The sequence below is a fragment of the Bacteroidales bacterium genome (genome assembly GCA_012519055.1).
Lineage (GTDB): Bacteria > Bacteroidota > Bacteroidia > Bacteroidales > Salinivirgaceae > JAAYQU01.
Window position 1 is genome coordinate 113,856 of the sequence record JAAYQU010000045.1, and the last position, 13,597, is coordinate 127,452.

Sequence of the window (13,597 nt, forward strand, 5' to 3'; positions counted from 1 at the left end):
TTACTATCAAATAAACATGTCAGGTTTTACTGGAGTCCATTTTTTGAATAATACGTCGCAAACAGAGATAACTAATAAAGAGTCATCGGTTTTTGAATTTCCTTTTCAAAAAGAAATTCAAAACTATAATGGAAAATTTACGGTATCGTGTAGACTTTCGGCAAATTGTGCACACAATGAAATCAAGCCTTATATTGATATTACTGAAAGATATACAGTTTTTTTTTACGGTAATTTATACAATATACATGATTGTCGCAAATATCTCGAAAACAATTCTGTAGTTATTAAATCAAATGATATTCGTGAAATTGTTCTGGGTTTATATATATTAAGGGGTATAAAGGGTTTTGAGATAATAAATGGCTGTTTTTCATTATCAATTTATGATAAAATATCCGATACATTAATTTTATCCCGCGATCGTTATGGCAAAAAGAATCTTTACTATTACTCAGATAACCAAAAGTTGATATTTGCCACAAGTATCGAACATATTCTAAAATATAAAATTGATAAGTCAATAAATCACAGTGCTTTATACGGTTATTTTATTCATAACTATAATCCATCTCACGAAACTATTATAAGAGGTGTAAATAAATTAAAACCTGGATACGCAATTATATCGCAAAATAGTGATATTGAGATAAAACAATGGTATACTTTGCCTGAAACAAATACCAGCCAAGAATCATATGAAAGTGCTGTTAGTCATTTAGAAAGGATAATAGATGATGCTGTTAAAATTCGCTTAGAGGGAGAAAATAAGATAGGTTGCTTTCTTAGTGGAGGTATTGATTCTTCAGTAGTTACGGCTATAGCGTCAAGGTACAAATCAGATTTGAAGACTTTTAATATTGGCTTTCCCGATCATCCCTTTTTCGATGAGACAAAGTGGGCTTTGATAGCTGCAAGACATCTTAAAACTGATCACCACACAATTGAAGTAACAGAAAATCATTTATTAGAAAATTTGCCAGATGTTCTTGATAGCTTTGATGAGCCTTTTGCTGACAGTAGTGTTGTATTACTATATATTTTAGCCCGAGAAGCAAAAAAAGAGATAGATACAGTTTTAACAGGAGACGGTGCTGACGAGATTTTTGGGGGATATAGAAAGCATTTAGCTCATTATAAAGTAGCTAAATTGCATAAATATAGGTTGTTAGCAAAAGCGATGTTGCCATTTTTTAGTTTTATCCCACAAACACGTAAAGGCAAAATAAGCGATAAAGCTAGACAATTGGCAAAATTTTTGGAAGGTCTGTCGTTAACTCCGTCTGAGCGTTATGTTCAATGGGCATCAATATCATCACGAAAAGATATAAATAAGCTTATGTATAATCCAGTTGAAAATACTGATTACTACACTTTTGTAAAACAATTAACTGATATACTGAATAAAAACGACTTGATAGGTGAAATAACAAAAGCAGATATACAATTGGTTCTACATGGCGATATGCTTCAAAAATTAAATTTTGGATTATCTCCGCATGCTTTAAATGCTCGTTCTCCATTTATTGATTATCGGGTTGTTGATTATGCTTTGTCATTGCCTGATTGCTACAAAGTTTATGGTAATTTTAGAAAAAGAATTTTGCAAGACAGTTTTAAAAAATATCTTCCCGAAGAGTTGTTTACAAGGCCCAAAAAAGGTTTTGAATTACCTTTACAATCACTACTAAGTGGAGAAATCTTTGAAAAAATAGATAAAGAGTATTTAAACAAGGATTTCGTTGCAGAACAAGGCTTATTTGATTTTAAATATACAGAGGATTTAAAGAAGAAACTATTTAAGCCAAATGTAGGAGATACTCCTGCAAAAATTTGGGCTTTGGTGGTATTTCAACATTGGTATAAAAAGCATTTAGAGATATAGCTATGTATAAAGTTCTCAGAATAATTAATCGGTTTAATTTAGGAGGTCCTACGTATAATGCAGGTTATTTGACAAAATATTTGCCCGATAATTTTGAGACAAAACTTATTGGCGGTCCTAATGAAAAAAGTGAGGCAGATAGTCTGTTTATTTTGGAAAGCATAGGAGTAAAGGGACACGTTATTGAAGAGATGAGACGTTCTATAAATCCCTTAAATGACTTGCGAGCCTTTAGAAAAATATTAAAAATAATAAAGAATTATAAACCCGATATAGTTCACACCCATGCATCAAAAGCGGGAACGTTGGGTCGTTTAGCTGCTTGGTTTTCAGGAGTTCCTGTTATTGTACACACGTACCATGGGCATGTTTTTCATAGCTATTTTTCTGCGTTTAAAACATTCATATTTAAAACAATAGAGCGTTTATTAGCCAGAAAAAGTAGTGCAATTGTTGTTATAAGTCAGTTGCAAAAAGAGGAATTATGCTATAAGTTTAAGATTATACCAGAAAATAAAGCGCATATAATACCTTTAGGTTTCGATTTAAGCCGGTTTTCTATAAATCAGGCAGAAAAAAGAGTGGCTTTCAGGTCGCATTACGAAATTCATGATAACGAAATTTTAGTTGTAATAGTTGGAAGATTGGCACCTGTAAAAAACCACGATATGTTTTTGAAAGTGGTTAAAAGTATCAAGGATAGTAATTCCACAAACAATTTTCGGTTTATGATTGTAGGAGATGGAGAAACACGTAAGCATTTGGAATATACAGCTTTAACGATGGGGCTTTCAATATCAACACCCGAAGAGCATATAAAAAACTCTGATATAATTTTCACGTCGTGGATTAAAGAAATTGAAAACGTTTATTCAGCAGCAGATATTTCAGTTTTAACTTCGTTGAATGAAGGAACTCCCGTAAGCTTAATAGAGTCTCTAGCAGCTGGAGTACCAGTTGTTTCAACAAATGTTGGCGGTATTGCCGATTTTATTACTGACGGCATTCATGGTTTTTTAACAGATACCGATCAAATAGAGCTATTTGCGCAACGAGTTAATGATCTTGCCGGCAATGCTGAAAAACGTAAACAAATGGCAGAAAAGGGTAGAGAGCAGGTACTTAAAATATTCGATTTAAAACGTCTTGTGACCGATGTGACAAATCTATACACCAATCTACTATCTAAACAGATTAAAAAGTAAGCAGTTTGGACAAATAGAGTTATCTTTGGAGAAAATATATTTTATCATGAGAATTAAGACCCTGTATCATACTATAATTTTAATTGTTGCTATCGTTTTCTTTCAAAGTTGTAAGTTATTGCAACCAAATAAAATGCTTTCAACACCTTCAGATTTTCAGTATTCGGAGTTTAAAACGTCTGAAGTTGAGTATAGGATAAAACCGTATGATAAAATTAGAATCAGTGTTTCTACAAACGATGGATACAGAATGATTGCTATAACTGAAGGTGTAAACATTCAAAATATAAAAGGCGAGATGGATTTTATGGTTGAATTTGATGGTATGGTAAAGCTGCCCACGATTGGTAGAGTTGATATCGCGGGTCAGACAATTCGTGAAGCTGAGCAGTCGCTAGAAAAACTATATGCTGAACATTATCAAAATCCGTTTGTTCTTTTACAAGTGGTTAATCGTCGTGTTTATGTCTTTAAAAGCGGGGGGAAAATAGGAACCGTAGTAACAATCCCCGAAGATAACCTTACCTTACTCGAAGCAATTGCTCAATCAGGAGGACTTAGTGATACAGACAAAGCATATCAGATAAAACTTATCAGAGGAAACCCAGCTGAAGAGCCACAAGTTTTTTTGTATAATATCAGAGAGTTAAGTGAGCTTAAAGGGACTAATTTGCAGTTGGAAGCAAATGATATAATACATATTGAAAGCCGACCAAGATATGGAACACGTGTGTTAAACGAATTGACACCATATTTTGCATTAATATCTACAATAACTTCAGTATTACTTCTTGTTAAATTTTACACAAAATGACGAACAGAAAACTACCTATACTTAACGATACATTCGACCCTATAGTTTTCTTCAAAATTGTTAAAAAAACAATTTTGCCATCCATTGCCATTCTTTTAATTGCGTTAGGTATTGGGTTTATTTATTTGCGATATACTCCCCCGTTGTATGAAGCAAAGACAGTTATGCAAATGACTAATGAGGATAATCCAAATAAGTTATTGAAGCTATCTGAGGTTTATGGAGAAGATAATAAAAATCTGAACAAGACCATTACTTTATTGCGTTCGAAAGAGTTTATAAAACGCTGTATGACACAGCTTGCGTTTGATGTACGTTATTTTATCCATGGAACATTCTTGAACACTGAACTATACAGATCAACACCTTTTATAGTTGAATACAAAATAGATTCAAACAATATTTATCAGGAAAATATATTCGTTCATTTTTACTCAATAGACTCATGTCAAGTTAGATATGAAAGCGATGGTATAGAATATGAATATAAAGGCTTGACAGGGAAATGGTTTTCTTTAGGAGGCAACCAGTTTAAAATTATAATGCAAAACTTTCAGGCTGTTGAAAACATGAGTAAATCAGAGCCTCTTAACAAGTATTTTTTCCAAATAACTAATCCCCGAGAGATTGAAGATGAGATACTTGAAAATCTTTCAGTACGTATTTTGAGTCAACAAACGCAAACAATAGAAATTAGTTACTCGTCTAACAATGCATTACAAGCAGCTGAAGTTGTAAATGTAATTACCGATGTGTTTCAAAAATATGAAGTTGTCAAAAAAGGGGAGAGTGTACAAAATATACTTAAATTCATTGATAAACAGTTAGATATTGTTTATAATAATTTAGATATAGTAGAATCTGATATGCATAGCTTCAAAAAGAAATTTAACATAAGTGATAAGCCCAAATCAGAGTCGCCAATACCATTATTCGTAAGTCGTGCTACAGAAATGGAAAACGAAATACTGTCTGTAGAATTTGAATTATCGACTTTAGAATATATTAAAACTGAGCTGTCAGACAATCCTGATGCAAATATTTACGAAATGTTAGCATTGCTAACGGGTACAAAAATTGAATCGTTCATATCGACGATGCTAAACAATTTGCAACTCTTGATACAACAGCGTAACAGTATGCTTTATGAGGTTACTTCAACTAATCCAAGAATAACAAAAATTGAGTCACAGATAGCATCTTATAAGAGACAATTGGTGGATTTTATTGGTTCTTCAATTACACGTCTTGAACAAAAAAAGAGCATGCTGCAGGAAGAAATTACAAAATACGAAAAGAGTATTTTCCGCGGTCCTGGATATAACGAATTTGAATATGCAAAGTTGCAACGTTTATATTCAATTAACGAAGAGTTTTATCATCAGTTAATGCAAAAAAAAGCTGAATACATGATAAGTCAGGCAGGTTTTGTACCAAGTAGCACCGTTTTAGAAGTCGCCTCTATTCCTGCTGATCCTATTTCTCCCAATAAAGCACGAGTTTTTTCAGTAGTTCTTACAGTTGCTTTAGTATTGATATTTGTTTTAGTGATTACTAAGTATTTGTTGTACGATGATATTCTATTGCCTGAAACAATTAAAAACTACACTGATACGCCCATTATAGGCGTAATACCAAATTATAGGAATAAAGTACCAGTATCACAATTGCTTGTTGATAAACATCCAAATTCAATGTTTACAGAAGCTTTCAGAAATATCAGAACTAACATTCAATTTTTGTCGCAAGGTCATGGAAGTAAAATCATTACAGTTACTTCAACTATTTCTGGTGAGGGGAAAACTTTTGTTGCCATAAATCTAGCAGGTATACAGGCAATAAGTGGTAAAAAAGTAATATTGTTGGATATGGATTTACGTAAGCCCCGTCTTCATATTGGGTTTAATGTAGATAACGAAAAAGGTATGAGCACCATTATCTGCGGTGAAAACAAGTGGCAAAAATGTGTGCGTAAAAGCGATTTGCCAGGGTTAGATTATATCACAGCAGGTCCAGTTCCTCCAAATCCTGCTGAGTTGGCATTCAGCAATCGTGTTGATGAGATATTTGAAGAGCTTGAAGATAACTACGATGTAATTATTGTTGATACTCCGCCTATTGGAATAGTTACAGATGCGTTAATGAATCTTCATAGGGCAAATTATCCGATATATGTATTTAAAGCGGGAGTATCTAAACGCAGTTTTATTCAAAATGTAAATAGCCTGATTGAAGATAAAAAGCTGTCAAATATCTCTATAGTTTTTAATGGAATTGATTTTAGAAAGAATCGTATAACAGCCTACGGTTACGGTTATGGTTATGGCTACGGATATAATTATTATACAGACGAGGAGGATTATGTCTCACCAAAATGGTTAAAACGATTTAAGTCAGCAAGGTTCTTGTAGTTTTATTTTGTTGATATGGAGTACATTATACTTATAATATTATATGCAGGATACTCATTTGTACTGGGTTTTTTATTACATAAATACCTTATTAACTCAACTGAAAAATATAATCTTAAAAAAGCCAATGTTACAGGTATTAGATGGGAAACGCAGACAAAGCCCATTTTTGGAGGTATTACATTTTTTAGCCTTTTTATATTTGGTATAATAAATTATGTTTTACTGTTCAAAGGCGATTTTCTCACAAATAACATCGGTGTAGGAATTATACTCGTCGTTACTATTTCATTTTTAATTGGTTTGGCAGACGATTTGTTAAACTCAAGTCCATTTTTTAAATTTTTTGCACAATTAGCTTGCGCTCTACTTCTCATAAACTTCGATATTTATATAAAAATTTTTGAATCTCAGACGTTAAACTACTTGTTAACAGTATTTTGGGTTGTTGGCATAATGAATAGTATCAACATGTTAGATAACATGGATGCTATCACATCGAGTATTTCAACGTTGATTTTTGCATTTTTCATACTTGTTGTAATATATCAGGATTATGTAGATAAATGGTTTTATTTAATTGTTTTAGTCTCTGCAATTAGCAGTACAGGCAGTTTTCTTATATTCAATTGGCATCCTTCAAAAATGTACATGGGTGACAATGGTTCAATGTTTTTAGGAGCACTACTATCAATTGCAGGAATACTCTTCATTTGGAATATGCCGGCACAAAATCTTGAACATCCCGGTTTTACTCCGCTACTTATAATTTGGCTACTTTTTACAGTTCCAATCACAGATACAACCACAGTTAGTATTAACAGGCTTTTGAAAGGCAAATCACCATTTGTTGGAGGCAAAGATCATACAACACACTACCTCTCTTATTTGGGATTGAGTGATAGAGGAGTAGCATTAGTAATGATAGCTATTACAATAATATCACATCTCTTGGCAGGGTTGTTGATGTTTCATATTAAAAGTCCAACAAAACAAGAACTAATATTATTTGCCATTTGGCCAACACTTGTTTTTATCACTCTTTTTTCAATAACAAAAATAGTAAAACCGAAGGAAAAGAAGAAAAATGCGTAACACTTTAATAATCATTGCTTCAATAATACTATCTATTTGTACAATTGTTATCGTTAAATATCTGTCAAATGCTGAAACCAATAAAAAAGAAGAGATAATATTTCAGGAGGATTTTGGTACTTCATCTGTTATGATGATAGAATCTTTGCCAATTCCTTTAAGCCTGACATTTGCCGGAGAGAATGTCCCCATTGAGTACATAGATGTCAGGGAAAAATTAGATAGAGAATTAGCAGTAAACTGTTTTTTGCATTCAAATACATATTTGTTGATTAAAAGGGCAAACAGATATTTACCACAAATAAGTAAAATACTGTCAGAAAATGACTTGCCTGACGATTTGAAATATATTCCTGTAATTGAGAGTGGGCTTGCAAACGTTGTTTCTCCATCGAAAGCAGTCGGATTTTGGCAGTTTCTTGAGGGAACAGCAAAAGAGTACGGGTTAGAGGTAAGCAAAGAAGTTGATGAACGCTATAACTGGAAAAAGTCCACCCAAGCGGCTTGTGATTATTTTAAGTGGTTAAATAAAAGATATAATTCATGGACTTTAAGCGCAGCTGCATATAATTGTGGCAGAACAGCACTTAATAGATTTATCGATATACAAAAAGTTGACAACTACTATTCTCTTTTGCTTTCAGAAGAGACTGAACGTTATCTGTTTAGAGCTTTGGCTTTAAAGCTAATACTCTCTGAACCTGAGCGATATGGCTATTTAATTGAATATCACGAAATGTACCCATATATTGATACATACGAAGTTGAAATAGACAAAACCATTCCAGATTTAGCGTCGTGGGCGAAGAAAAAAGGTTTAACATATCGTGAATTGAAATATTTTAATCCCTGGCTACGTACTAACACTCTTACAGTAAAGAAAAATAAAAAATACACTATTGAGTTGCCACACGCTAATTATAGAAAAGCTCATTAAGTATATTGTAATCAAGTTGTTGTGACGAGTTGAAAATTATTTTTACAAATGGATTCTGAAAACCTTAAAGATAATATTACCGATATTAATTCTAAAAGCATCAATGTATACGGTGCACGTGAAAACAATTTGAAAAACATTGATGTGTCAATACCTCGCAATAAATTAACTGTAATAACAGGGTTAAGTGGAAGCGGAAAATCTTCACTAGCTTTTGATACGATATGTGCAGAAGGACAAAGACGTTATATAGAGACATTTCCAAGCTATGCAAGACAGTTTTTAGGAGTTTTAGAGCGACCCAATGTTGATAGAATAACCGGACTAAGCCCTGTAATTAGTATTGAACAAAAAACAACAAACAAAAATCCACGCTCAACCGTAGGAACCGTTACCGAAATATATGATTTTGTAAGGCTTTTATTTGCGAAAATTAGCGATGCTTATTCGCCCGCTACAGGAAAGAAGATGGTAAAATATACCGAAGATCAAATACACGATTTAATTACTCAACGTTTTGTTAATCAATCTGTTTATATTTTAGCACCTATAGTTAGAGGTAGAAAGGGGCATTATAGAGAGCTGTTTGAACAAACCAGACTAAAAGGTTATTTATATGCCCGAGTAGATGGAAAAATCGTTGAACTGAAACCTGGATTAAAGCTTGATAGATACAGCATACACAATATCGAGATAGTAATTGACAAGATAGTAGTAAAAGAAGAAGATCAAAGGCTGAAACGTTCCATAAAAACAGCTTTGGAGCAAGGTAAGGGTACAATGATGATTTTCCTTCCGGAAACTGAGAATATTGAGCACTTTTCCAAAAACTTGATGTGTCCAGATACAGGAATTTCTTACGACATGCCACAGCCACATACCTTTTCGTTTAACAGTCCAGCAGGTTGGTGTCCGGTGTGTAAAGGATTAGGAGAAATAAGCGAAATAGATATCTCGAAAATTATTTCTAACACAAATCTCTCTATTCGTGATGGGGGCATTATCCCAATTGGGAAATACAAGCCTTCTGTTATTTTTTGGCAATTAGAGTCTATTGCTATCAAACACAAAACAAGTCTTGATATTCCAATCAAAGAATTGCCCGATGATTTTATGGAAGCTGTTCTTTACGGCGTTGATTATCCTATTAGTCTAGATAAAACCCCTTTGGGCAGATATTCAGGATACAAGGTTAATTATGAGGGAATTATAGAGATTTTGAAACAACATGCTGAGGAAAATAGTGAAGGGAAGGCAGTCAAAAAATATTTTAAAGAGCAGGTTTGCACCGAATGTAATGGTGCAAGGTTGAAAAAAGAGTCATTGAACTTTAAAATTAACAATAAAAACATTGCCGAGATAAGCCAAATGGATATTGAAGAGTTATCATTTTGGTTTTCAGGACTATATGAACAATTGGGAATACGACAACAAAAATTAGCCACAGATATTCTAAAAGAGATAAATAATCGAATAACTTTCTTATTAAATGTGGGATTGGGCTATCTCTCTTTAAACAGAGGTTCAAAAACTCTTTCAGGAGGAGAGAGTCAGCGAATTCGATTGGCAACTCAAATAGGAGCGCAGTTGGTCAATGTTCTATACGTTCTGGATGAACCCAGCATTGGGCTTCATCAACGTGACAATATACGGCTTATTAACTCACTTAAATCACTACGCGATTTAGGGAACAGCATAATTGTTGTCGAGCACGACAAAGAGATGATTGAGGCTGCTGATTTTGTTGTTGATATCGGTCCGGGTGCAGGTAGAAAAGGTGGGCAGATATGTGCAGCTGGAATAATCGAAGAAATCACCAAAAACGATTCTATTACAACGCAATATCTGAACGGAACGAAGCAAATTCAAATTCCATCGAGTAGAAGGGAAGGAAATGGCAAGACAATAGTTTTAACAGGAGCAACAGGAAATAACCTTAAAAATGTGGATGTTGAAATCCCTTTAGGAAAATTTATTTGCGTTACGGGTGTTAGTGGCAGTGGAAAATCTAGCTTAATTAACGAAACACTGCATCCAATACTTAATAAACACTTTTTCAATGCTTTAAAAGACCCACTGCCTTATAAGACAATCAAAGGAATAGAGAATATTGATAAAGTAATAGAGATAGATCAAAGTCCGTTAGGTCGGACACCGAGAAGTAATCCGGCGACATATACCAATGTTTTTAACGAAATCAGAAATATTTTTGCTCAACTTCCCGAATCAAATATAAGAGCATATAAACCGGGACGTTTCTCTTTTAATGTCAAAGGTGGAAGATGTGAAACATGCAAGGGAGCCGGACTTCAAACTATTGAAATGAATTTCCTGCCGAGTGTATATGTTGAGTGTAAAGATTGTCGAGGCAAACGATATAATCGCGAGACATTGGAAGTAAGATACAAAGGCAAAAGTATTAGTGATGTGCTTGAAATGACAGTAAATCAAGCTGTTGAATTCTTTGAAAATATTCCCAAAATCAGAAGAGTTCTAAAAGTAATTCAGAAAGTTGGACTAGGATATATCAAACTCGGACAACCCTCAACTACTTTAAGTGGCGGAGAATCTCAGAGAGTTAAGTTATCGGCAGAGTTAGCGCGTCCCGGAACAGGCAATACGCTCTATATCTTAGATGAACCAACAACAGGCTTGCATTTCGAAGATGTTCGAGTTTTGCTTGATGTACTAAACGAACTAGTAAACAAAGGCAATACAGTAATAATTATTGAACACAATTTAGATATTATAAAATCAGCAGATCATATAATTGATATCGGTCCGGAAGGTGGGAGAGAAGGCGGACAAATAGTTGCCGTAGGTACACCTGAAGAGATAGCTTTAAATAAAAACAGTATTATCGGGAAATATTTAAAGCACGAACTAAACTAACTATAACGCAAGCAAAAAGAGACTGTGTTTTAAACAGCCACTTTTTTTACAGAATTTCAATTAGTTGTCCTTATATTCGAATTTAATGATATCAGTAAATCTAAATGAGTACCCCCTGGTAGCTATAGTTGGGAAGTCATAAACGTCATATTGATATACAATTGTTGTTTCGTATCCTCCTAACACTTCTCCTGATTCTGAAAATTTGAATTTTTTATTGTGGATTATATTGTTTTTAGAATTTATTTTAGCTTCAAACATTGGATAAATGTCTTTAATAGAATTGTAGGCATTCCTTTTATTGTCATAGGAATAAATCGTGCTATCTTTTGTAAAAAAATCCATAGTACCATTGTCAAGGAAATATGCAGATTTTTCATACTCCGTAGTAATATTACCATTTTTCCAAATAAAGTGTTTTTGTAAAATCTCAAGTTCTTCTACTTCAGGTGTTGGGGTGGAGTCTTGTAAAGAAGATGCTTCGATAAACATTGACATTTTTTGAGGATAGTTCCCTTCGTATTCTATTGTCATGTAGCCAACATATGAAAATTCTTTATTAAAGATTTCGTCAATATAAATATTAAGGCGTGTAATTTTATCATTGTGATAAATTGGCATAAACTTCCCTTTCAAAACAAGATTATCCTTTTCTTCTTTCCCGAAAGTTGCAATTTTTCTTAACCCCTTAGAAAAAAAGTTTGCACTCTGTTTATAGTATGGAGAAGAAAACACTCTAAATTCTGAAATTTTAGAGTTTGATCCTGACACATAATCAAACTCAATTCTATTGTGGACTGTTTGATCTCCACCGTAATTCTCAATTTTATTTAAACATTCACCGTTCCAGTAATATTTATCGTCTAACCAAAGATTTTGCTGATTATTACCCTGTAAAACTTGATCTATTTTCCTAAAAACAGGAGTTTCAGTTTTGTTGTTATTACATCCAGTTGTGATAAATATTAACAACAATATTACTGGAAGAAGTTTGATTAACGCTTTCATGATTTATTATATTATTATGTCAACAAAGTAATGTAAACAAAACTTGTTTGGAAAAGTTGCTGAACATACGAAACTTAAACTAAACGAAAATAATCCAATTATATTATAATTAAAAAAGGGGGCTATTTCAAACAACAGCCTCCTTCTTTTGTGTTGATTATTAATTAATTAATAATTACTTGTATTTGTACGTAGCGTAACTAGTTTCTTCAAATGAATCAAATGTAGCATTGATAGTGGCTACAGTTGGATAGTCTGTATCATATTCGTAGCTAATTGTTGCATTGAACTCCATCGCAAAAGGTCCATATTCTGTATATTCAGTAATAGTTCTATTGAAACTTGAAATGTTATTATTAGAACTTATTTCTGCATCAAACATTGGGTTTATGTTTTTAATAGAGCTATAGGCATTCAACTTATCGTCATAAGTATAAACTGCACTATCATTAGTCATATAATCAAAACCACCTTCTATCACGACCATTGTTTTGCTATATTGTGTAGTAATATTGCCATTTTGCCATATTAGATAGTTTTGTGAAACTTCGATTTCCTCGATTCCTGTATTTGGCGGAAAATCAGGTATGGTAAATGTTTTTATATGCGTTGTCATTTTGTTTGGATAATTACCAGCATATTCAATTTTAACGAAACCAACAAGTATAAACTCATTGGGTACTTCGGTATTTTCAGCAAACACATTAAGTCGTGTAACTTTATTGTTAACATAAATAGGAACTATTTTATTTGTTAAAATAAGTCCATCTTCTTTCTCTTTTCCGAAAGTTAAAATTCTTCTTAATTCCCTGATAAGATAGTTCGAGCTCTTAATATCGGACGGAAGTGAAAACACTCTAATTTCTGCAATTTTAGTGTTTGAACCTGATACGTAATCAATTTCAACCCTTTCAGAAACAGCTCCTTCAAAATAGCTTTCAATTTTATTTACACGTTCTCCGTTCCAAAAATATTGACCGTTTAATTCAACATTTTGCAGGTCATAACCTGTAAAAATTTTTTCAATTTTCTTATAGGTTGGGGTTTCTGTGCCGACATTATTATTGTTATCATCAACACATCCAGTCGAGATAAATGCCCAAAACATTACAATAGGCATAAGTTTGATTAGTTTTTTCATAATGAGTAGATTTATGTTTGTTTCAACAAATATATTTAATAAAAACGAATATTAAAATAAAAACTATAGTTATTAACAATACAATAACATAGAATTATTTTCGTCATAAAATAGTAGGTGTCAAACCTCTGAAAAGTTAATATTGCCTGATTTTTTTAAGCAGCATCAAATTACTCTCTTTTTACATAAAATAGCTAAATTTGTATGAT

At 32.9% G+C, this 13,597-nt stretch carries 9 protein-coding genes; 7 read left to right on the top strand and 2 right to left on the bottom strand.

The window, feature by feature from the left end:
• Positions 1-16 precede the first annotated feature (16 nt).
• From asnB to uvrA, 7 genes are read left to right on the top strand one after another with little or no spacing between them, the layout of a single operon-like run.
• Entirely contained in the window at positions 17-1,885 is a 1,869-nt protein-coding gene (asnB, locus tag GX311_08635) for an asparagine synthase (glutamine-hydrolyzing) (GenBank protein NLK16447.1), read from the top strand.
• Positions 1,886-1,887: 2 nt separating this feature from the next.
• Complete coding sequence (locus GX311_08640; protein NLK16448.1) at positions 1,888-3,090, top strand: glycosyltransferase family 4 protein; 1,203 nt, start codon at positions 1,888-1,890, stop codon at positions 3,088-3,090.
• Between the two features lie 46 nt (positions 3,091-3,136).
• Positions 3,137-3,904, top strand: a complete 768-nt coding sequence (locus tag GX311_08645; protein ID NLK16449.1) for a hypothetical protein — start codon at positions 3,137-3,139, stop codon at positions 3,902-3,904.
• A complete protein-coding gene (locus GX311_08650; GenBank protein NLK16450.1) occupies positions 3,901-6,315 on the top strand; it encodes a polysaccharide biosynthesis tyrosine autokinase in 2,415 nt (804 codons plus the stop codon). Before GX311_08645 ends, GX311_08650 begins: the two co-directional genes overlap by 4 nt.
• 15 nt (positions 6,316-6,330) lie before the next feature.
• Positions 6,331-7,410, top strand: coding sequence for an undecaprenyl/decaprenyl-phosphate alpha-N-acetylglucosaminyl 1-phosphate transferase (locus tag GX311_08655; GenBank protein ID NLK16451.1), 1,080 nt, complete (start codon positions 6,331-6,333; stop codon positions 7,408-7,410).
• Positions 7,403-8,347: a lytic transglycosylase domain-containing protein gene (locus tag GX311_08660; protein NLK16452.1), complete on the top strand. Its 945-nt coding sequence runs from the start codon at positions 7,403-7,405 to the stop codon at positions 8,345-8,347. Before GX311_08655 ends, GX311_08660 begins: the two co-directional genes overlap by 8 nt.
• Positions 8,348-8,395: 48 nt before the next feature.
• Positions 8,396-11,239, top strand: coding sequence for an excinuclease ABC subunit UvrA (gene uvrA, locus GX311_08665; GenBank protein NLK16453.1), 2,844 nt, complete (start codon positions 8,396-8,398; stop codon positions 11,237-11,239).
• Positions 11,240-11,299: 60 nt separating this feature from the next.
• Here uvrA and GX311_08670 read toward each other — a convergent pair whose 3' ends face one another.
• Together GX311_08670 and GX311_08675 are read right to left on the bottom strand one after the other, a co-directional pair.
• Positions 11,300-12,247 (bottom strand): hypothetical protein, encoded by a 948-nt coding sequence (locus tag GX311_08670; protein NLK16454.1) that lies wholly within the window; start codon positions 12,245-12,247, stop codon positions 11,300-11,302.
• Between the two features lie 175 nt (positions 12,248-12,422).
• A complete protein-coding gene (locus GX311_08675; GenBank protein ID NLK16455.1) occupies positions 12,423-13,388 on the bottom strand; it encodes a hypothetical protein in 966 nt (321 codons plus the stop codon).
• Positions 13,389-13,597 lie beyond the last annotated feature (209 nt).